Source organism: Patescibacteria group bacterium, from assembly GCA_041651355.1.
In the GTDB taxonomy this organism is placed as follows: domain Bacteria; phylum Patescibacteriota; class Patescibacteriia; order Patescibacteriales; family UBA12465; genus JAPLVX01.
Window position 1 is genome coordinate 14526 of record JBAZJK010000003.1, and the last position, 23047, is coordinate 37572.

Annotated in this window: 24 protein-coding genes; all 24 read right to left on the bottom strand. The window is 42.7% G+C overall.

The window, feature by feature from the left end; genetic code table 11:
* Complete coding sequence (locus WC441_04810) at positions 1-816, bottom strand: hypothetical protein (protein MFA5163805.1); 816 nt, start codon at positions 814-816, stop codon at positions 1-3.
* Positions 817-824: 8 nt separating this feature from the next.
* Positions 825-1448, bottom strand: coding sequence for a hypothetical protein (locus tag WC441_04815; protein MFA5163806.1), 624 nt, complete (start codon positions 1446-1448; stop codon positions 825-827).
* Positions 1449-1680: 232 nt separating this feature from the next.
* On the bottom strand, positions 1681-2103 hold the full coding sequence (locus WC441_04820; protein MFA5163807.1) for a hypothetical protein: 423 nt from the start codon (positions 2101-2103) through the stop codon (positions 1681-1683).
* Positions 2096-4579, bottom strand: a complete 2484-nt coding sequence (locus WC441_04825) for an SBBP repeat-containing protein (GenBank protein MFA5163808.1) — start codon at positions 4577-4579, stop codon at positions 2096-2098. Before WC441_04825 ends, WC441_04820 begins: the two co-directional genes overlap by 8 nt.
* Before the next feature lie 117 nt (positions 4580-4696).
* Positions 4697-5137, bottom strand: coding sequence for a hypothetical protein (locus WC441_04830; GenBank protein MFA5163809.1), 441 nt, complete (start codon positions 5135-5137; stop codon positions 4697-4699).
* On the bottom strand, positions 5137-6891 hold the full coding sequence (locus WC441_04835; protein ID MFA5163810.1) for a hypothetical protein: 1755 nt from the start codon (positions 6889-6891) through the stop codon (positions 5137-5139). The genes WC441_04830 and WC441_04835 overlap by 1 nt, the downstream gene beginning before the upstream one ends.
* Positions 6888-7031 (bottom strand): hypothetical protein, encoded by a 144-nt coding sequence (locus WC441_04840; protein ID MFA5163811.1) that lies wholly within the window; start codon positions 7029-7031, stop codon positions 6888-6890. Before WC441_04840 ends, WC441_04835 begins: the two co-directional genes overlap by 4 nt.
* The gene (locus WC441_04845) at positions 7028-8788 is read right to left on the bottom strand and encodes a hypothetical protein (GenBank protein MFA5163812.1); all 1761 of its coding nucleotides are present in this window, start codon (positions 8786-8788) and stop codon (positions 7028-7030) included. Before WC441_04845 ends, WC441_04840 begins: the two co-directional genes overlap by 4 nt.
* A 2-nt stretch (positions 8789-8790) precedes the next feature.
* Complete coding sequence (locus WC441_04850; GenBank protein ID MFA5163813.1) at positions 8791-9234, bottom strand: hypothetical protein; 444 nt, start codon at positions 9232-9234, stop codon at positions 8791-8793.
* On the bottom strand, positions 9231-10181 hold the full coding sequence (locus WC441_04855; protein ID MFA5163814.1) for a hypothetical protein: 951 nt from the start codon (positions 10179-10181) through the stop codon (positions 9231-9233). The genes WC441_04850 and WC441_04855 overlap by 4 nt, the downstream gene beginning before the upstream one ends.
* A gap of 86 nt (positions 10182-10267) precedes the next feature.
* A complete protein-coding gene (locus WC441_04860) occupies positions 10268-11086 on the bottom strand; it encodes a hypothetical protein (GenBank protein ID MFA5163815.1) in 819 nt (272 codons plus the stop codon).
* Between the two features lie 10 nt (positions 11087-11096).
* Entirely contained in the window at positions 11097-12536 is a 1440-nt protein-coding gene (locus tag WC441_04865; protein MFA5163816.1) for a right-handed parallel beta-helix repeat-containing protein, read from the bottom strand.
* Positions 12537-12632: 96 nt separating this feature from the next.
* Positions 12633-12986 (bottom strand): hypothetical protein, encoded by a 354-nt coding sequence (locus WC441_04870; protein MFA5163817.1) that lies wholly within the window; start codon positions 12984-12986, stop codon positions 12633-12635.
* A gap of 53 nt (positions 12987-13039) precedes the next feature.
* Positions 13040-13657 carry a hypothetical protein gene (locus WC441_04875; protein MFA5163818.1) on the bottom strand — a complete coding sequence of 206 codons (618 nt, stop codon included), beginning with the start codon at positions 13655-13657 and terminating at the stop codon, positions 13040-13042.
* A 15-nt stretch (positions 13658-13672) separates the two neighbouring features.
* The gene (locus WC441_04880; GenBank protein ID MFA5163819.1) at positions 13673-14305 is read right to left on the bottom strand and encodes a hypothetical protein; all 633 of its coding nucleotides are present in this window, start codon (positions 14303-14305) and stop codon (positions 13673-13675) included.
* 74 nt (positions 14306-14379) lie between these two features.
* Positions 14380-15138, bottom strand: coding sequence for a hypothetical protein (locus WC441_04885; protein MFA5163820.1), 759 nt, complete (start codon positions 15136-15138; stop codon positions 14380-14382).
* Between the two features lie 30 nt (positions 15139-15168).
* On the bottom strand, positions 15169-16293 hold the full coding sequence (locus tag WC441_04890; protein MFA5163821.1) for a hypothetical protein: 1125 nt from the start codon (positions 16291-16293) through the stop codon (positions 15169-15171).
* 11 nt (positions 16294-16304) lie between these two features.
* Entirely contained in the window at positions 16305-17228 is a 924-nt protein-coding gene (locus WC441_04895) for a hypothetical protein (protein MFA5163822.1), read from the bottom strand.
* A gap of 125 nt (positions 17229-17353) precedes the next feature.
* Positions 17354-17521, bottom strand: a complete 168-nt coding sequence (locus WC441_04900) for a hypothetical protein (GenBank protein ID MFA5163823.1) — start codon at positions 17519-17521, stop codon at positions 17354-17356.
* Positions 17503-17826, bottom strand: coding sequence for a zinc ribbon domain-containing protein (locus WC441_04905; protein ID MFA5163824.1), 324 nt, complete (start codon positions 17824-17826; stop codon positions 17503-17505). The genes WC441_04900 and WC441_04905 overlap by 19 nt, the downstream gene beginning before the upstream one ends.
* A complete protein-coding gene (locus tag WC441_04910; protein ID MFA5163825.1) occupies positions 17807-19315 on the bottom strand; it encodes a hypothetical protein in 1509 nt (502 codons plus the stop codon). Before WC441_04910 ends, WC441_04905 begins: the two co-directional genes overlap by 20 nt.
* On the bottom strand, positions 19315-21363 hold the full coding sequence (locus tag WC441_04915; GenBank protein MFA5163826.1) for a hypothetical protein: 2049 nt from the start codon (positions 21361-21363) through the stop codon (positions 19315-19317). The genes WC441_04910 and WC441_04915 overlap by 1 nt, the downstream gene beginning before the upstream one ends.
* Positions 21363-22352 carry a hypothetical protein gene (locus tag WC441_04920; protein ID MFA5163827.1) on the bottom strand — a complete coding sequence of 330 codons (990 nt, stop codon included), beginning with the start codon at positions 22350-22352 and terminating at the stop codon, positions 21363-21365. Before WC441_04920 ends, WC441_04915 begins: the two co-directional genes overlap by 1 nt.
* A gap of 3 nt (positions 22353-22355) precedes the next feature.
* Positions 22356-22859: a hypothetical protein gene (locus WC441_04925; GenBank protein ID MFA5163828.1), complete on the bottom strand. Its 504-nt coding sequence runs from the start codon at positions 22857-22859 to the stop codon at positions 22356-22358.
* Between the last annotated feature and the right edge of the window lie 188 nt (positions 22860-23047).

Sequence of the window (23047 nt, forward strand, 5' to 3'; positions counted from 1 at the left end):
CTAAAACGTATAGCCCCTCTGTCTTGCTATTTCTTCAGCCTTCGCTCTATCCCTGCCAGCTTCATTTAGAATCTGTTCGGCAGTTTGTCTATCGAGTATTTTCTTGGTTGTTTCCCCAGTTGGTTGAAATTGAAACTGATTTGGGTCAAATTCAGGTTGCGGAACCAGATTCTCTGAAGGAGACATGCCCATCCAGAGTTGATTGTACTCGGCATATTCCTGTGGGGTCATTTGTTCAAACGGTATCTTTTTTAATTCATTGAGTCTGTCTATTCTGGCCTGCGTGAGTTGTTCTTGTGGAGTTTGTTTGCCTCTTTCTTCGGCTCGTTTTTGAATATCGAATATCTCTGCGTCCTGTTTCGTTCTGGCCGCTGCCTCATCCGCATATTTCTGGGCTTCTTCAATAATGCGTAACTTCATTGCGGGTTCAGAACTAAGTGTATTTGCTTTTGTTATTTCTGGCGCAGTAACTATATTTGCAACATTTACGGGCGATTCCGCGGCGATACGTTGCGTATCGGGTGTCATCTCTAAACCCTTTACTTCTGCTGCCGCTTTAGGCAAGGCATACTGGCCCTCTGCTTCCGATTTCTTTCTCGCAGCAAGTTGGCCTAAATAGTCAGTAAAAGCCTGTGGAGGCGCATATTGCTCATAGACATTACCAAATTGTTCTCCATAAGACGTGTCAGGATTAAGCATACTTCTCTTGCGAGCTATGACCTGCGCCATCTGTTCAGGGGATTGGTTTCTGTTGAAACTTGCATAGACCTGCTCATCCTGCATCTCAGGGTCTAATAATTTTCGTCTACTTATCATAAATCTCCTTAGTAATTATATATCCCGCTTAATGAGGATTGTGAATTTAACATATCACGTCTTTTTTTCTTTTTAGTTAAGGCATCTGCGCCATTCGCTGACTTCATAGGTATAAAAGATGAAGGTGTAAACGCACCCATAGTCGGCGATGTTTTCATTCCAGCATTAAATTTCCCATAGGTGTCCTGTGAACCCCATCCCTTAGAAGGCGGAGAAAACCACTTGCCAGTATCGTAATTTACCACGCTGCCAAATTGTGGGGTCGGTTTTCCACCAGAACCCCCTTCTCTCATAGGGATATTAAACGCTGAACTCGGCCAGTAGGTCAGGGGATTTACTTTAGCCACGTTTGGTTGTCCTATATTTCCCATGCCCATATTAAAACTGGATGTCCTATCGTAATCACTCGAAGGTGTAATTCTGTTTATCATTGACTCGCCAGACAATGCACCTTTTGGCAGTATCCAAGAAGATGACAAGTTCGGTTCTTCCTGTTGTGGCGTAGATTGATAACCCATATTACCACCGCCCCACCCGTTTTTGCCTTTGAGCATAGATGACCTTGTTGGTGCTTTGAAATAGCGGTCAAATCCCATTCCTGCTATTTCAGAGGGCATCTCTGGTTTGGCCATACTCTTGGTAGCCGTAACCTGCCCTGTAATGGGGTCTGTTTTGTAAGTTAATGGCTGTTGGTTGTATAATTCAGTGTAATAGTCTATAATCGCATACGGGTCGGCATGGCTCCCTACCGGCACTATCCCACTTGACGGTGCTATTTCGGACATCGACCTTAAAGGGTCTGTGTTTGACAAATATCCCGCCCTATTTGGCATTGTTTTACTACCATAGTATTTTAACGACATATTATTTTCCTTTTGGACAAACTACTTCTTTATATATCAAACTTTTATACCCGCAACAACCCCTCCAGATAGAGCAGCTTGGCTCATCACAATCGTAACATTGCTTTCTCTTGGTACTATAATCTTCAAAATTGACAATCGTAAACTGCCCGCCGGTTACTGCGGGAAGGCTTTTACGTTCTTTTACTATTTTATCATAGTTAATCTTCAAAGAATCTGCATCAACGGGTCTAACCTTGTTTCTGGGAAACGGTTTTGCAATCTTTCTATTCGGTTGTATTATTCCGTCACTTTCTTTTACCCAGCAACCAAAACGGCAACACCATCTTTTTTTAGCTGATATATCCCTACACTTCCGGCAATCAGCAATTTGCTCAGGCGTAAATTTTGGTTGGGATATTCGATTACAAAGGTTTTTAGTCATTTATAACTATACCTCTCACCACGACATCGCCCGCACGAAAGCTCCAGCTTAAAACGCCTAAACTATCCAACACCCAAACATACTCGTAGCCTCCTACATACACATTACCATCTGTGCCTACTGCAATACTGTATGTATCAGACCCAGTATTAAAAGGAAAAGGCAAAATTATGCTTCCTGAACTGTCTAATTTCCAGACACTCTTCAAATCACTGTTAGCTCCTGCTACATAAACATTCCCTTCTTCATCAACTGCAATACCATACGCATCGTCTCCTGTATCATAACTCCACAATATACTTCCAGAGCTATTTAACTTCCAAACACTTTTCCAGCTGCCGCCGTCATACACGCGATTACCTGCCACATAAACATTACCCGCGGAATCCGCGGCCACGGCGTTATTAACGGTACTCTTTGTATTAGCAGTCCAAATTTCATTATGGTCAAAGTCGAGCTTTATTACGTTTATATTGTCGACTAATGTACCTGCTACATAGATATAGGCCCCCTTGGCGGCAATGCCGAAGGGGTCTATATCAATAGAATAATCCCAAAGCGGATTGCCCGAATTATCTATTTTCCGAATGGCGGCGTCAGTGGGTGGTACTTCTAATGGTTGTATTATAAAATAAGCATTCCCGTCAGCACCCACAGCAACACCACGTGCATCTGCACCATTATAAATCTCCCAGAGAAAGTTGCCGCAGCCGTCAAACTTTGTAAAATTATATCCCTCCGCCACAGTCGCGACATATACATTAGAATCAATATCTAAAGCTATACCTCCTGACTCATAATCTGTATGCTGACCCCAGATAGTACCGCAACAGCTGCTAATTTTTTGAACCGATATAGTATTCAGTGGGTCTGCCTGCACACCTATTACACAGACATTTGAAATACGAAAATCAATCTCATTTAATTTTATATCGGCAGTATTAGAAGAAGAAAAACGAATACGTGCTTTTGAAACAAGCGGCCCAGCCGCTATACTCTTTTCAACCCATTCCGATTGTGCAAATTCCCCCTGATAAATATCGTGCCAGTCACCGTCATAGTAAACGTCTATGTCTACTATCGGACTACCTGCTCCTTCGAAGACCGCTTGGAATCGAATTTTATCATACGTGTCAGGAGTGATTAGCAATTCAAGAAAACTGCTCCAAGTCCCCTCACAAGAGCTTATGGCAGAAGATAACAAACTGCCATCATATGCAGCTATTTCGTTGACCCACAAATTATCGGCATCGTTATATCCAGTAGGTTTTTTCCACAAGTTGGTTGTAACAATATCACTTTGAGCGTATGCTTCCGAAATATATTCCCAGACTTTATTTCCTGCACTATCGAGTTTCCAAACACCGCCGTTTATCCCCCCCACCACCAAACTATCATCAGCATCAACGTTTACAACATTCCCGCCGACAGAGACCTCCCAAACAAGACCTCCTGAATTACTTAATTTCCACGTGTGACCAATAGCTGATTCCGGCCCCGCCACGTAAACATTGCCTGCTGAATCTACATCAATATCTATCAAAGATTCTTCTGGATTTCCCGTGTCATAGCCCCAGATTATACTTCCCGAACTGCTTAGTTTCCAAACAGTGTTTTCTTCATCATTAGTATCAGTAACTCTATCCCCCGCTACATAAACGTTGTCGTCAGTGTCGACAGCAAGTCCGAGAGCAACCTCACCTCGTCCTGTCCCAGTTTTGTAAGACCATAGTAAATTACCGTTCGTGTCCAGTTTCCATACGTTTTTATTGCTTTCTAAATTTACTGGCCCGCCGACATAAACATTGCCTGCTGAATCCACGGCTACACAGAGAAGAGAAACCTCTGTATTATAAGACCATAGTAAATTACCGTTCGTGTCCAGTTTCCATACGGTATCCACTATTTCAGACTCTACTACCAAACTGCCTACCACATAAATATTATCATTAGCGTCTATAGCAATACCATATAAATTTCCTCCTGCCCCAATATCAAACGACCAGTCTAAGCCGCCGCGGCTGTTTAACTTCCATATAGTTTTACTATCCGACCTCAGCCCCGCTACATAAATATTACCATCCGAATCCGCAACCCCGCCATTAAGATACGTGACATGGGTAACACTTTTCCAAACGCATGTATGAAGCCTCCAATAAGTCTCCCAATTTACGCCGGTACCAGGCTCGTCATCGGCTGTAGAGGTATGCGGCAGTATGCAACTATAAATTTTATTGGCATCTCCCGCCTCGCTTACATAAGATAAGGAATTGTACAATGTATCCGCAGACCAAACTGCGGTAGCTTCGCTGGCAATATCGAGCTTCCAAATATCCGCTCCGGCAGTTGGATTAGTCGCAATAAATATATTTGTATTTGGTATTGTGACCGCGAACTTTCCAGTCCCCCAGTCTACACAACCATAATATGTATCTTCGCAGTCTTCATTATACGAATCAATAGTGAGGGCAACCATACCAGCGTGTTCACCTGTCCAGTTGATACAGGCTGACTGCGACAAACATGCGTATTCAGCTAAGTCGAATGTTATCGTAGATGGATATGTCACGCAACCATATATGGTAGTAGCCATTTAACATTCATCCAGAGTAGAATATATTGCACCATTTTCATCAAAAGCAAGACCCTTTGAAGCTGTCAAATTTACATACAATTTACCATTTTCATCAAAAGCAAGACCCTTGTCCTCGTCTATTTCTATATTGCCTGCTCTATAAGAATAATTCATAACTGATTCGTTTAAGATATTATAAACATCTCCATCGGTCATCATTATGTTTTTAATGCCACTCAAAGCATCCTCGATTGATTTAGATACCTCGTCAAGAATGTTTTCTTTTAGTTCTTTTAGTTCTTTTAATTTATTCTCATCACTGGCCATTTCAGGCATCGGCCCGACCAGACTACCTCTGACAGATTCGGTGTCTATACCTTTAACACCGTTAACCTTGTAAATCGCACGTTCCTCAAGTCTGACGGCAACTGCGTTTATAAATTCATCGGTTATTTCCATTATCTCAACGCCCTCTCCCGCCTAACCACACCCAAAGCGGAATAAACTATACCCGAAATAGGCGCAGTACAAGCAGCCGGAACGGACAGTGATATTTCAAAGTATCGACCGGAATTTATGGGCTTTAACTTTCCCACTAAATCAGCGTCAGTATGTAACCATTCCGTGCTCGACATAGCACTTGTTTCGCTCGCCCTTTGATTCTGGTACATCGAAACAGTAACGGAATATCCATTCGTAATACCAGTATATAAAACGTCTATATCTAATTCCTGTTTTACTACACCGCCACTTTCCTGCCCAAGCCAGAATTTAAGAGTTTGTGTACCACTTCTGCTATCGAGAATCGGAGTATTCCCACTCCTAACTAAATGCTGCTGATATAATCCGCTAACATAGGCCACTTTAGACTCTACCGATAAATTATAACATCCTACAAATCTATCCTTATCGGCTTGATAGACTATCTGCTTACCAGACAAAGACCACCAGTATTCGTTTAATTCGCCCACCCAAACACCTCTGCTCGAACCAAGATTGGCGGGATTGAAGTAAGTATCTTTGCTGCTATCGAATATGTCAATCTTTCCAAGATTCAATCTTCGTGGAAATTCAGTTAATAACCACAATCCCTTACTATCCGCACCGAATACCCCATAAGGAGTTGATGCTAAAGTCCACGCACTGCACAATCCAAATCCTTCGGCAACGTGGGTATATCTAAAACCTTCAACATCAGTTGGTGAAATATACCCTATGGAATCAGCCGTGAATACCCATAGCTTACCGTTGATATTTTCCGCCCTTATTACCGTTTTTCCGATAAGTTCCATAATCGGCATTTTACAAGCGGCTTTTAGTCCACTATCAAGTAACGGTTTTCGGGTAAGTACAGAACTTCCCCCTGAACCGATAGTTAATTGTTCCTTGAATGTTCCGGTAGTCCATATACCACTGCTATAAGTGTGATTTATGGTAAGGGTATATTCCTGCGGAACCTCCTCTGGCCTACCGGAACTCGAAAAATAAGCGATATTATCAACAAAGTAAAACATTCGGTTATTTATAGAACCGATAGCGTCAATTCCTGTAGTTGGCCTGAAAGAACCCCTGCCACGGTAAAGGTTTTCTGGTTTAGCTATTTCGTTATCATTAGCATAATCGTTCCAAGTCGCACCCTTGCCAAGATAGTAAAAATTAAGTTCAAATAAATTACCAAGTTGGACAGTATCGCCCTTCTTGGCTTTTATTACTGTAGAACGATACCATTTTGTATTAACAGCGCCAGAAAGAACAGGAACATCCGCAACTCTCACATCGGTAGTATCATATTGCTTACCTATCCAATGTTCCACTACCGCAGACGGTAAAGATTCAAGATTGTAAGTAGCATCATCGTTTATACCCATATAAAAATAGATACCACTTTCCTGACGCGCACCAATGAGGGAACCAGATTTTGATACCGAAATAGACGGCGGAGAAACCAAACCACCTTTTCCTCCTGTGACTAATCCGCCCGAACAAACAAAAACTTTGTTATTTGAACCTAATACGATATTTCCACTGGCACTTCTCTCATCATCACCTGATATTTTAGTATAGGTTAGAGAAGGCCCTTTGTTCCACGTTCCATTCTCATCTATCCGGCTGTTGGTGCTAACGTAAGCAGCCCCCTCTGGGTAAGAAGGCGAAGAAGGGTCGATAGCGTTAATTAACCCGTGAGCAAGATTTACATTTTTAGATATTATCACGATTCACTGCTTGGCATAACAATAGGTCTGATTACTTCGTCGTCCTGTTCATTGCCGCCATATCCGCCAACACCATCCTGAAAAGCCTTTTGACGTTCTTCGTCACTTGCTGATTCTATAACCTCTGTCCAGTTACTCATCCTAAAGTATCTCCTGCCGGATTATATTTATAGTTTATCGCAGCTATCGGCGCGCCCGCAGTCGGCAAGGTCACTTTCACCATAAAAAATCTTCCACTTGACTTTCCGAGTACCTTACCACAAACCGAGACATAACTTATCTGAATAGGAGAAGTCGCACCAGTTGTTGACGTAATGCTATTTTGGTATAAATCTAATAGTACCGCTGCGCCCGGAGTCTGTGAATGTAAAACCTCTACTATAACTTGGTCTTTTATAGTCGTTAATGTAGCCTGACCAAGCCAGAATTCAAGAATTTGCTGTACCGAAGTCTTTAATGTGGGATTAGGTGCTAAACCTCCAGTAAAGTAATTATGCGCCCTCATAGTTCCTATAGTACCAGAAGGTATCATACAACCGCTATCTATCGAATAGTTATACGGGCCTACAAAAATATCCCTATCAGCTTGATATGCCAATACTTTGCCCGATACACCCCACCAAAATTCATTAAGAGCAGGAACGTAACAACCAAAACTATTTGCAAAATCTGTGGTTGAAAAAGTAGTATCCTGACCCGATAATAGATTTATTCTTTTATCAGTTAATCGTTTAGGTCTACCAGTACCAGTAAAGAGCCATACGCCCTGATAATCCGCCCCGAATAATCCATAAGGTGACAAAGATAATACCTTATCACTCGTTACTCCTACTCCTTCGTAAGCGAGATAAAATTTATAACCCTCGTATCTATTAGTAGGTTCGAGACAGCCCATCATAGTTTCAGTCCAAATCCACAACTTCCCACCCAACGGGAAAGCAGCCAGAACTTTATGTCCCCTTAATTCTGATATTTCATATTTGGCTTCTGCGTAAAGACCTATGCTTAATTTAGGTTTGCACTCGATAGACTTACTGTTGAAAGATATAGTATAATTTTTAGCAACTTCTTCCGGCCTACCGGCACTCGACCAGCCGAGGACATTTCCTCTGAAATATAACATCCGGTTATTAAAACTAATCAGATAATCAGGAACCCCGCCAAGTGCCGTAACTGGGTCTGTTCCGCGGCCTTCATATTCGGAGTTTTCTATTTCGGTATCGTGAAGATAATCATAATAAACCTCATTTGAAGCCTGTTCAGTAAGGAAATAGAATATATTCGTAGCATTGTATTCGTTATCATTAGAACTTGTTCTTTTGGAACGATAAATACGCACTTTGCAATTTGCAGGAATAGTTCCAGCAGGAGTAATCTTAATGTTAGTCTGCGCTCCAGTGGTATCTAAGTCAGCCGAGTCTACCGGAGAAGGCAAACTCTCTCTTAAATAGACCGTATCGTAATAGGTACACATATAATAATATGTACCATCCTGCGCCCGAGATGCCGCAGTCGTGTCAGTTACCGCCGTAGGAACGGAAGGCCTTGTCATTGCTACTACATTGCCTGCCACGTTTTTAAGATAACTTCCGTTTGTTGAATAGATGTGTTTGTTCGGGCCTACATCACAACTTACACTGACAAGCATATTTACGATTTTCTCTACGCCGTTTACGTTAAGACTTTTAAGGTAATTGCCACCGCCCGTAGGCGATGCGATTACAGACGGAGCATTTGCCACGCCGGACATAAATTGCTGTGCAGACCATAAACCCTTTTCGTCTATTCTGGCGCATAGACTCCTATATGCCATTCCTTCTCTGTATTCAGCAGACGAAGGATTGAGTAAATTATTCAATCCGAGAAAAGAATCTATTTTTTGATTGATGACAGGCATTGTTACCTTGTTCCGAACACGACATATTCATAAATCGGGCTTTCTGTGGAATTTGGGCCAACAACCCTTACTATTCCAGAAGGTTTGAAATAGGCGGCCTCACCTTCTAAAATTCTAAAATCTTCGGTAAAAGACGAAACGTAGTTACAATCCACCGCCAGTCCACCATTGGTGTTAGGGTCACTGTCATCTATACAAGCCAGTACCATACCAGTAATAGCGTTAACGTCACCCAACGCCACCACCTCGCTTGTTCCATTGGTGTCAAGAACGCGATACTGTTGTGTTACGGCGTCAGGTTCAGTAGCACTAAAACTCTTACTGTAGCTTATGGTGTTATTTCCAAGTCCGCTTATGGTTAGATTTATGCCCATACTCGTTGTTACCGCAGCTACGCAAACAGCAACTAAGAATAAACTCACAATTACAAAAACATACTTTTTCACGATATTATCTCCTTTTCTATATCTCTAAGTTTCCATTTACCGGGTCTTATACATTCTAAAGGTTTTGCCACTACCGGCATATAACTCGGCCTTGCCGCGTTAAAGGCACGACCTACTTTTGCCATAAAGTCATTTGAATACATTGCCGCCCCGCCAGAATCTCTATCTGCCGATGCCAGTCTCGTCTTGAGTGCGTCAATTAAAAGCCATAATCTATTATTAGGCCAGTCTGTTTCGTCGGTATTATTCGTTAGCCACGCAGGTTCAGACTGATAAGTATAATACAACGTAGTCGAAGCTGAAGGCTTAGGATAGACATACATATCAACCGCAATCAAACCAGAGGCCGTACCTCGCCTTAAAGCATAATTGTTTGGAGGACCAGTTCCGGCGTGATATTTAGAGGCTGAAAGATGTTCATCTAAAGACCATTCCTCTAAGGGTGATGCCCTGTCAGTACGAATTACTGTACCTATTCTTATAATTCCAGTATCAGTAAGGGTCTGTTGGTCATCGGAAGCAGAAAAAGTCACCGTTCCGTCAACGTGATTATACTCCGGCCACGGTGCAAGTTGAGACAACATACTAATTGTAAAGTTTATAAAGTTAGCCAATTCTGCCGTTCCCGCAGTCGTACCATCACTCCAACCGTTATATTGGCAGATTGTTTTGAGTTCCGCTAAAGTCTTTCCACTTCCGGCACTCGGAGTCGTACTTACAGTTTGTCCATTCCAGACAATCGTACTCCGACCTACGATTTTATCGGTAGTCGCCGGAGATGCACCTAACTGTTCAAAATAGATAACAAGATAAGTTGCCGCCGTAGTGCATAAAACGGGAAAATCTTCCGAATAAAGACCTCCGCCGTTATCAGTTAGTGGTATATCACATTCGTCTATTCGTGCAGCGTTCCACGTTCCTATTGCTTCAAGTGCGGAATCACCCACATCCCATATATAGGCATTAGACTGCCTTCGTACTATTGCATAGATAGTTTTATTTAGTAAATATGAAACTGATAATTCGTTAGCCATCAGTTACCTCCAGTGCCCTGACCAAGCCACATATCATATATTCTATTATAAAGAGTTAAATAATCTTCCTGCATATCGTTTGAATCGCTGGCGATGGAATCAAGAATTAAATCAAGTCTGCCCCCATTGGCCCATTCCTGTTGTAACTCATTAGTATCTGCTACTATCACCGCTCCCATTACTGAATTATCGTCCCATGTCGTTACGAAAATGTCGGCGGTTTCCTGCCCTGTTAAGAAATTATTCGGGTCTGTGTAAGATTCGATTGTGCCTGCGTGGACGTGAACCGCAGCAACATCGGCTTGAGTAAGGGTTATATTTCCATTGGCATCTTTTACAATATCCCATATTTTATTCGGGTCGCCCGTGCCACCGGATTTAACGATGTTGTAGATATTGGTCATATTTGAATCGGTACTGTTGGCCTCGGCCCACATTGTGTAATTAGTTATCTCGACAGTCCCGGACCATACAATTTCTGAGGGTCCAGCTATTAGAATATCGCTTGTAGCTGGCGAAGCTCCATTCTGCAAATATCCCCTGACCGTATAAACACCCGCATTGGTAATGCCTACCGGAAAATCACAAAAGTAACTATCCATATTGGCATCGGAACAGGCTATATCATAGTCGGTAACATTCGCGTCCATAGCAGGCCGCCATCCACCAACCGCCACGTTCCAGATGTATGTATCAGACGACCTTCTTACAGTCGTATAAAGTGTATGGCCGGATTCGTACCCTATTTCGATTTCGTTTACTGCAAAGAGGGGCAGAAACATCAACAAAAACAAAAATAGTATAAATAGTTTTTTCATTTTCAACCTCTTACTTTACAGTGTTGAGCGCATCGCCGTCGGTGGCAGTGACAGTCAGGTTATTTGAACCGGAATCACTTATAGCAGTTCCACCATCATCGTCTATAAGATTGCCGGTAACTACGCAATTTGCGGCGTTCGCAGTCAATTCAACACCAGCACCCGTGCCGGATACATATTCATGGCCGATGTAGTTGCCTGTTATTATGTTGTTTGGCGAGTTCAAGTAGACAGTGCTGTAATTTGCCTGGGCTGCCCCCTTGACGATATTGCAGCCGGTAAATATATACCTGCTTGTGCTGCCTATAGTTATCGTTCGTGCCCCTGCTGCCGTGCCTCTAAAATCGCAGCCACTAAATATACCTCTTGATAGAGTGTTGTTACTGAAAACCAACGCCAGCCCTGCGTTGGCAAATACACAGCCATTAAAAAGAAAATTATCATCTGTTTGTACACAAACGGCGTAAGAAGTATTGTCGACAAACGAACACGCAGATACAATTACGTCTGCCGTACCTTCGCAGAAATACATACCATACACACTGCCGCTTTCGTGGCAATTCGTCAATGATACATCACTTGACGAATGGGCCACTTCAAACCCTCGCTGAGCAGTGCCGGAATTTTGACTTATGCAGTCTTTTACAAAAATATGTTTGCCGTTAACCGTCACAAAGGAAGCACTTGTGGCGTTAATCAGCCGCATATTAGAGATTGTAACGTTTGTCGTGCTTCCTGCGGTTTTACCGGAAATCCAGACTAAAGCATTTCTGCTTTCGCCTATAACATCATCCGCCCGATTGGCTGCGTTGCCATCGAGGGTAATATTTTTTATTTGAACATTGTCCCTGTTGCAAGAATCTGTGCCGGTATATTTACCAATCCGTATAGCAGGAAACTCGTTAGACAAAACGGCTGCTTGAGCAGTGGCGTATGTGTCATCTATGACAGGTGTCACATACACGATATTCCCTGCAACAGAAGTTATAGTATGATACTCCGTGCTCCAACCTGTTTTGTTATCCGCCCTGATAAATACTTCATCACCGGCCAAAAATCCATTGGAATCAGTAATATGTATGTGGTCTTCTGCCGCGACAGCATCAACGGTCAATAACGACCTTTTTGATGCTGGCTTCTTGATTATGGTCTTGTGCGTTTCTGACAACATAGATGTATTACTCAAAGGTTTTATGGAGCTTCGTATATTGAACGTACCCGTAGAAAGTTTGACGTAGTAGTCGCCTTCGTTGGCATCGCTTATAGCCTGCTGAATCTCGGCATCGTCTCTAACGCCGTCGCAGCAATAAGGTGCGATTAGCCTTACATATGAAGGCGCGTTAGATGCCGCAACCAAGCCGGGGAAGAAAAACTCACTCGCTGTTTGCAGCACGAGGCCGCTGCAAAACAAACCCAAAATTAACATCGAAACTATGATAATTTTTTTCATTTTTTCACCCTTTCGTCATCATCTAACAACTCAAATTCCGCTCTCCTGTGCAGTTTAATCTGCACCGCCGGAGTTTTCGCAATCAATTTTTTCATATTAATCACCATACGCAGTAACGGTAGCCGTCCCTGTTGCACCACCTTCTGCAACATAACTTCCGACAATCTCTGTATTGACACGAGTCCAGCGATACCCGCTTATTGAAGCCAAGGTAGTTGTAATCCACCAGGTATTATTTACCTCGCTTCGCCAAATGAACCACGAATCAATACCTCTGCGATAATACGGTTTGCCATTTACAATTCCTGTATAATAATAATTACCGGTCGCATCGGGCGTTAAGCTGCCTGTAACAACGTAATCAGGAAGCTTTCTTATTTTGACCCTGTCACCCCACACTCCGCTAACAAGGAAGGTAATCAAAAACAATAATAGGATAAGTTTTTTCATATAGAGGGAATATCCCCGCCTATGCTTTTACACATAGGCGGAGAATATGTCCTTTAGTCAATGTAATGCCCAACAATGGTACACTTAAAGACCGCACTATCAGCAACCAAATCAACCGCTATCGCTTGATTATAGTCAAGGATAATCGCACCATCCAAATTGCACTTAATAGAAAATTGGTCAGTTGCAAGTTCGTTAGTAGTTTTGGTTATAATAATACTGCCCTGTGTATTGCCAGATTCGTTAGTATACGCAATGGCATTGGCAGTATTTGCTGATGTTCTATTTAGGTTGACACCGGTTACTTCCGTTCCGGCCCAAGTGTAATTTGCAGTAGCGTGAACCTGAACCTGTGTAGGCACATCAGACCACACATAAACACTGTCAATAACAAGTTTCCTTGTCTTTGATTGATTGGCTACGCACAAAGCCGTACCAGCAGCGGCCAAATCCTCACTAACAGCCGTCCAGCTATACGAATCACCTTTTAATGATGCTTCATTAAGTTTAGTTTTGCTCACGGCATTTATTAGTAATCGACCATCTTTGTTAATCGTTATTGTTTCGGTAGTTCCCTGACCGTCTTTTATAACCGCTTCTGTCGTAGTCGATGCGGCAAAAGATATAGACACTATCAGGAGAACCAAACTGAATAATACTAACTTTTTCATAATTATTCTCTCCTATTACTCAATGTCCACATAATATCCGATAATCGTTACGTTGAAGGCGGCACTCTCTTCGGTCAAGTCAACTGCGATGGCCTGATTGTAACCCAATATCACAGAATCCTGAAAATCGTAGTCAATACCGAACTCGTCAGTAGTCGTTTCGTTGGTTTGGAGATTAACTACAAGATTGGCCTGCGTGTTGCCAGTTTCGTCACGATAAGCAAGGGCGTCGGCAGTAAGCGTAGATGTTCTATTCAAGTTCACTCCTGTTATAGCCGTACCTGCCCACGTTGCAGCAGCAGGAGAATATACCGGAATAGCAGTTGGAACATCGGTGTAAACATACATTTTTGAAATAACCAAATACCGTGTCCGCGAACGGTTTATGACACACAGCGCGCAATCGGTAGCATCTATATTAGCCGTGCCGGTAGTCCAACTATAAGCATCGCCTTTGGTCGAAGCATAAGCTAATGCTGATTGAATCGAAGCATCTACTTGAAGTTGTCCATCTTTATTTACGCCTGCGAAATACTTACCGCCAGCACCTCTTAGTACCAGTTCGGTAATATCTCCAGCAAAACAAATACTTACGAAGCAAAGGCAAAGGCAAAGGCAAAGCAATATGCCCAAAATCTTCTTTTTCATAAAAATCTCCTTATAAAAACCCACTCACCAGAGGCAGAGAAATATCTGCCTCCGGCGAAAGGATAAAAATGTTATTACTCGTGGTATCTCTGTTGGATACAGAATACATAATCAACCCACATTATTTCTGCTGAAGCAGTAGCGTCAGAAGTAAACTCGATACTCGGAGTCATCATAATCAGGTCGGGGACGTAATCCGTAGCAACACTCAATTTACGACTGCAAATCTCGGTGAACTCACCTTTGTCATTGGCATCAACACTGGCTATTACCGTATCAGCACCATCATAAAAGAAAGCAAGTCTAATCCAGTCATCGTCAGCTTCGGTGATACCAATATCGGTAGTCTTTTCAGTAGATGCGTGTTCGGTCAGGAAGTACCATATATCGGACGCTATACGGAAACCTATGTCGTCAACGGCACTTGCGAGAATCGCCGTATCAGGGATACACAGCCCGATAAACGCCTTAGAATTTGATACGTCTTTTAGGTTAATCCTTGTCTCGAAATAAAGCGGATAACCGGCTTTTATTTGAAACGCAGCACCATTGACCTGAAGGTTCTCACCGTCGCCAGCAGTCGCCTCGGTGGTTATCGCCAAGATACCGCCGGTCTCATCCTGCGAGCCAGAAGTTCCGTCTACAACAGACACTCCTGTAGCGGCCTGAGCCACTAAAGTTGAAAGCCAAGTACCAAGTTCAGCACTTGCCGTTGAATTATTTCCGATAAAGTCATCGGAGAAATAAAACACATCTTTCGGCCAACGTGCGCCAAGAAACCCCTCGAAGTCGATGGGTATACCGCAATTCGGTTGAAATTTACTATTTGCCATAAAACAAATCTCCTATATTAGAATTTTTAGTTAGTCATTGCAGCCGAGAATCGCACCAACTGCGTGAGGCGTTTCGCAAACAATAGCCATATTGCTCTTGTAAACACCGTATCCACCGATAATTTCAGGGTCGGTATTTCCCTTCCACTCACCTTCAATAAGACCTTCACTCTTAGTATTAAGAGTGTCGATATAGAAGGCTTTGGAATCAAACACAAACGCGCGCTCTTTAGCACCGACGTCATCGGGCGTGCTTTCGTCACAAAAAACATCAAGGCCGGAGACGTTTACTGACGGGAAGTTAGCAAGTTCTTTTGCCGCAGTTCCAAGTGGAATGTTGTAAGTCAACTGGCTCTTGGTGAGCAACTTAATCAATGCGTTCCACGGGTCTGTACCTACGAAGGCCATATCCGGTTTGATTACCTTGCCCGTACCCGATACATCAACTGAACGCATCATATTATTAGCAAGCCATTCCAAATCGTAGATAGCGTCTGTTGACCACGCAGGAGTAGAAGCGTCTTTATTGGGACACTCTCCAGTACTAATAACGTGGGGATACCAATACTTATTATCAAAACCCATAGTCGCATACGAGGCGTTATAAGCAGAAACACCAGCAGTAGTAAGTGTTATTCCTGCATAGGACTTGAGGGCAGTTATGGTAGTAGAAGCTGTTGACTCGTAGGCATCGCCTATGATAGCCGCAAGGCCCACTGGAGAAAGAGCGCTTGCGCCATTAGAGAACAACGCGTTTTTAATCGCACGGTATATAGCGGACTGGGCGACCATAGCGTTTTCTTTCTGAATGTCGTAAATCTTCTCACTACCGGCTGCTCGGTTAGTCTTGATAGATTTTTCCGATACACCGTATGTCTTGGATGTGAAACAGTACGGAACTTCGCACTTTGCTATACAATCCTTTTCCTCAAAGGTTCGTGTTCCGAGTTGTCCGGTTTGCCACGATGCTTCTTCTTCGAGTTTGCGGACGTACCACTCTGCGTAAGTACCGTATCCATTCCATTTAATTTTGTTTCCTTTAATCATTTTCGCAAGTAGGGCATTTACTTCCACTAATTGCGCCACAACGGCTTCGATTGACTTCCTGTGTCGAGTAGCCATTCCCTGTGCTGTTGCTGCTGCACTTAAACCCATAATATAATCTCCTAATCAGAACCAAAGGCATCGTCCATAGTCATTGATTTAGACTCGGATGCCGCCTGTTTTGTTGTCGTGCGCTTGCCGCCCATTGCGGCTTGCGTAACATCTTTTTTAATCTGGTCTATTTTGGCCTGTGCAGATGGTATTGCGTTTTTTCTTAGAGATGCGTAATCCTTAGCTTCATCAAACAGCAAGCCGCGTTTCATCAACTTGCAGGTTTCGTTGAACAAGGATTGTTCCTTGTCCGCCATTACCGCAAGTTTATAAACTTCGTTAAATTCAAACTTATCACCGAGGTAAGCATCGGTCATAAGTTCTTTCATTACGTCTTCATACTGTCTGTAATCAGGGTGTTCTCTCGTAAAGCTCACAAACTCATTCTTCACAGCCAAACTCTCGGAAGTCTCTTTTATTACCGGGTCGTATTTCTCCTTAACCTGCTTGAAAATTTCAGGCATAAGTTCTGGAAGAATAGAATCCTTTAGTAATTTATTTAACGCAGAACGTGGATTTTTATTGAACGCCTCGGCAAAATAAGCAAGTTCCAGTTCATCCATATCAGCCATTTGCGCTTTGACTTCCGTGGATTGAGGACTTGTCATTTGCGATTTAGACTCAAATTCCGCCAACTTTTTGCGCATTTCACCGATTTCATTCTGTTGTTTGCCATAGATACGGTTTTGATATTTCAGAAAATTCGCTATCTCCTCCGGTGATTTTCCTGAAAGATTTGACAAACCATATTTAGACCAATCAACGCTCGGTTCCTGCGTAACAGTTGGTTGTTCTACTACTTCCTTTTGACCAGTTTCTACTTCTAAATTTTGTTCTTCTGTCTCGAAAGCATCGCCCATTGTTTCTATTGTTTCTTTGGGTTCTACTGCGGTTTCTGTACCTACTATCTGTTCGGTTACTTGTCCGTCTGCCATAATAATGTTCCCTATCTGCCATTACTCCTCTTTCGAGGGTTGCTTGGCTCAAAATAAAAAACCCCTGCCAATCCCGACTGTCGGGACTGAAACAAGGGTTCTGTTGTTCAGACTACCTTAAAAAACTATTTCTTTTCTATGTGTTCAATTATTTCCAGATTACAAAAAGAACCTTTCTTGAAATTAAACTTCACCGAACCATACAGATTCGGATAAACTTCCTTAATCAATTCTGCTACCTTATCACCAAGTTGATTCAATAGCAATGTTTTGTCTATATTATCGACGGACACTTTTTAAGTCGTTCCTCCATCGTAGACGGATTCTCTAAAGACTTAATATCAATTTCCTGTAAGCCTTTTGCCTTTACTCTGTTCCAGAAATCCTGTCTTCCTTCTATCTTTCCACCCCCAAGACGGCTGTCGAACTTGCCAGTATACCCAAAGTTAGTATCGGTAATAAGATTCGGTCGTGATATTATTTTTACCATAGAACCACCGCAGGACTTACATTTAATATATCTGCATTTAGAAGACATATTCTTGTACTCTTCGGTAATATCACCGCAGCCTTTACACTTAAACTCGTACAGAGGCATTTTCAAATATCCTTATTCTTCGGTCGTCCATACAGGCGATTTCTTTATAGCCGCCAAAATACTTTTCAATCCACTTAGTTTCCCATTCACGGTGGGCATCGTGACAGGCGATGAATCTTGTATTAGATTCAGAAACAATTTTATAGTTATCTTCTCTATTTTCTCCACCGGCGGGGCCGTCTATAAATATCAAATCATTCTGTTCCCAACCAGTAAAGAAATCAGACAATACAACTTCCGAATTGCCGGATAAAAGACTCTTTACTGTATCTCTTATATGTGGGATAGTTTCGACTGAAGTTACTTTTAATCCCAACTGGTCGAACATCAAGGTTGATTTTCCCGCGCCAAATTCAAGAACGTTTTTAATGTCGTTGTTTTTAATAAAGGCTTTTAAGAACTCCCAATCCTTCGGCCTTATAGTCTGACCGCCGCCGCCTAATCCGAACATAGGAATATCATATCCGTTGATATATGAGAAATGAGTCACTAACCACGAAGCATCTCTGGTTTGTTTTAAGGGATTATTTATCTTCATAACCCATTGTTCACACAATCTACGAAAAGCGTTCTCTAATTTGAACTTATCTATTGTAAATGGCGTCTTTTCTCGGAATAAATGCGAACAAACCACATCAGTTCGTAGTAAAATCTTCCCTCCAGTGAGCCACGTCTTTAGTGACCATTCGGTACTTAACGCACCCCACACGCCCAAAGACTCATCACAACCGCCGAGACGAAGATAATAATCCCTCTCCATCATAAAACAACATCCAGTGATACAAATTGCCTCACACTCCAAAGGCATCGCGTCTATATTGGAATACGGATGAATATAGTCCATACGCATATTACCGTTTATAGTAGCGAATGACATATCCGCGTCATTGCCCTGCCACGTTAATTCGTCAAGTCGGTCTATGCAGGGGGCCGCCACCACATCACCAACGCACGATGCTTTTATTCTAACGTCCCATTCTGGAGTCATTGCGCAATGAGCATCGAGTTTGGCGATGTATTTACCTTTAGCCAAATTCTTGACAGCAAAATTCAAGGAATTGCGCAAACCTTTTTTATCAGTCGCAACACGTTGAATTACCCAATCTCGGTTAAGCATACAGAATCTATTTACTTCATTTTCCCATTCTATTCCTGTTCGTAACGTATAATCATATTTAGGAGGGTCGTTTCTGTGCCAATCATCACACATAACAATTACTTCTATTTTGCCAACAGCATTATCCTTAATACTTTCTACCGTTTTCTTGAGATACTTAGCATCGTCAACATCACAACAAATTATCACGCTAACTAAATCAGGGTTAGATTTTTGTTCCGAAGTTAATTCAACTTTATTTATCACGGGGTCGATACGTTTCCTGCGATACTCTTTCCAATTACCCTGACAAGCGAGTTCACAGAATACTTCTGGTACTCGTTTACAGACCTTGTCACAATAACCATTTACTAAATTTTTCCTGCACTCCATTACGAAGATTCTCCCGTACTTTTATTTTCCTTAGAATCTGCCTTTGCTTGGGCAACGGTTATCTGGGTCTGGACATCCTTGCCCGCCTGCTGCATTTTTTCTACAGCAACCTGTTGTTGAAATTCCTGAAATTGTTGTTTAACCTGTTGGAGTTCTAATAATTGGCCTTTTAATTCCTCACCTTTAGGCAGGAGTAGGTCAACGCCAGGAAGACCTGAAAGACGACCTATCATCTCCAAAAACTCCCTGCATAAATCCAATCTGCCAGTGGCTTCATAGAACGGCTGAAACACCTCAACATATAACTGTTTCATCACCGCGGTCTGCTGCTCTTTAGTTATAGACCGAGTAGTTCCGGGTTCTACTGCGACTTTTGTACTTAATCTCCACTGCTGGGGAGGGACTTCAAATGACCAGAACTGTGCAAGTTCCTGACCGACTATTGCATCGACGCCGAGTTTGAGTAATGTACCGCCTTCTGAAATCGCCTGCATAGCTTCCGGCCACGGCAGGTCTTGAATATCTTCCTTTTGTTCCGTCATCGGCATATTAGTCAAAGGGTCAATCTGCGGCGCACCTGTCATTTGGTCAGTTAAAGGGAAGTCCTTCATGCCCCTCGATACGCTGGAAAGTTTCGGTACGAACTGGTGTGCTACCTCTAACATCTTAATCGCGTCTTCAGTAATACTTTGTTCGTATCCCCACGGGCCGCCTAATCGCCTATTGACTCGTTGGTGCATATTTGAATCGGCGGTTCTAATACCTATGGCGGTAACGTCCTTCATGGCCTGAATATCAGCATTGGCCATAAGTTCGTTCATTGAGGACGCTTCTTTGGATTGGTCGTGAAGAAGTTTATAACCTTCCATCATAGCCAAGTCTATTTGACCTCGTTGAACCGATAAAAGTTTAGGCTTACCCTCCGAGTCAACCATGCCGCCAAGATATGCGGTTTCGGCCTTATTGAGCCAGTCGTTGAGATTTTCAGGACTAATCATTTCAGTATCTTTGCCTATAAACTTCTGAATAGAAGCCCAAAAACAAGCCACGCCTATATTTTTAATTACTTCGTCTTTTTCTTCCTCAAGACGTGACATCTGTTGATAATCAGTAAACCCATATATAGAATCATTATCCTGATTGAACTGTAGGTGTGTTATCGGAAATTCATCGTGGTCTAAATCGAACTGCCATTGAGGTTGGTCGATTACCGCGGCCTGCCAACCGTCTACGAATTGAAGATATTTACGAGGAGTATCCAACTGGAGTTGTTCCGCAAGTAACTTATTTAGGACTTCATCATCACCGCCTTCTTTTTCTTTGCGAACCGCGTAAGAATCTTTAGCGAATATATGATAAATCCGTACCGCCTTGAAAGAATTGGCAGTTTCAGCATCATCGGGTTGGTCTTTTTTCTCAAGTACCGAACCGGCCTTTTTTAGAATTTCTTTGTATTGAATCTCCGGCATATCTTTATGCCAACTTCTAAACTCCTCCGGGGGAATGTCCTCGAAATACCCTACCCATCCAGCCTTTTCTATAATCCCGTTACAGTCAGGGTCTATTAAGATATTATCAGGTTGAACAAATTCTAATGTAGGCATCCATTTCTTGACATCGAAACGAATTAACGTATCACCATTATTAACCAGTACCGCACTATTAAGTTTCCTGCTCTCGGCCTTCTGGCATTTTTGCTCTCGCCAGACGTACTTTAAGTACGCAGCATCACATTCAGCCATCTTGGTAAACATAGGGTCGCCAGTCCAACCATCGGCAGGCGAAACCTTGAAACTCGGTTCCTGCTGGTCAAGAAAGGCCATCGAAGATTCGTGTTGTTTACGAAGGTCATTTACGAAGGGACGAATATCGTCAGAGGCTGGGTCTTCACATTCAGCTTTATACCTATTTCTTGCCCGTTCCCAATAAGCAGCAGGTTGCGCTTTCTTGGCGCGTTTTATATTACTCTGCCATAACTCATAGACCTTCTTCTGGTCAGGGGTTATTCCAGGAAGATTTAATTCATCAATAGGTTCAATCTCTGCCATTACGCCCACTTTCTATATGCTTTATTACCAGTTCGTATCCGTCTCTTAATTAACTCGTCACGATAAGAACCGTGTTCGAATTTAATATAAGGTCTACGCCAACACAACTCGCTTTGAATCGCATATCTTACACAATCCGGCCCCTCATCAGCGACATCGACCGTTTTTTCAGGTTCACTTCTCTGGCTCATATCTCCACTAAGTTCCTGCCAGCGAAGATTCTCGGTCTCATTAAAAGCGCGACTAACATTTCTCAAGTCAAAAGATATAGCGGGTTTCGCAGCGAGCATCAATAGTTGTTCCTGATTGACCTTCATCTCGAATAGATATTGAGGCATATCACCAGTTCTTAAAGCGTATCTCGCAAGTTGTGAAAGCAATCCATCAGTAACCTTATCATATCCCGCGGCGGAATTATCCGCCAAATCACAAGGCAAACCGTTCTCCTCGTACAAATCAACTAACCTACATAATCCCTTCTTATCGGCAGCGGCAGCAGAGGTTAAATAATTCACACGCTTTCTCGTAGAAGGGTCAATGACGTTCTTAATCACCCGTTCCTTCTCCGGCGTCATAGATAGTATCTGGCGGCAGTTTATAGCCACACTCTTGTCAGTAGCATAGTATTCCTTATAAAAGTGTCTATCTCCGTTGTGATTTATAGCACACCACAAACAACACGTAGGATGACGTATGCCGTGGTCTATAATTCTGTAAATGGCCCAGTTCTCATCCAAAATAACAGTAAGATTGTGATAAGTCCGAGATAGCATCGGCCAAACACGCTGACCGCCATAGATGTTCCAATCGCCCTCCATCTCCCTGCGCCACTTGGCAGAATTAACCCCACCGTACTGTAGAGATTCCTTAGCCACCCAATCGGAATCTTTTGCAGGGTCGTCATAATAACCCACCCAACGGTGAAAGAAACCCGTCTTTAACATATTGCCCTGATGAGAAGGACACCAAGTTTTAGAAACTTCTGTCATATTTTAATTCATACGGTCATGATAAAAATCATCGGCCCAGCCCGGATTCGCACTCGTAACTAAAGTAATCCTCTGGCAACACGCCAAAGCCGACGTATAACTCTCCTCAGCCTCGTTCTGAAAAGCTATCTCATCACTCAATAAACAATTCGGATTATGTGAACGTATCTGGTCAGCCCCAGAAGGAATACCCTTCATAAAACACTTTGTCTTGTTAAACTCAAACTCCGTATAACTATACCGACCCATATTAAACCGCCTTAACCAGATAGGCAACTCCCTCCAAACAAACGCCGCACGCTGTATCATCTCGGCATCGGCATCCTCCTCCTTCTTCGTCTGACAAAATACCGTAAAGTTCTCCCTAAACATACACTCCCTTAAATGAAGAACAATCATTAACCAAGTCGCCATTAACTGCCTGCTCTTACTCAAAGCATACTTGGAATTCTCAAACCAGTCCTGAGCTATCATCCTAAGATATTCCTTAGGAGGAACCCGCTCCACATAACTGCCCGTAGAGTCCTTCCTAATCGTATAACAGTAATTAACTATCATATACCACGGCTCCTCCATACACCGCGCTATCTCATCAACCTGCCACGACCTGTCCTTCAATATCAAATCAAATATCTCACGAGTAATTACAGGCTGTAAATCACTCTCATAAGGCATTATCATAAATTATTGCGTAA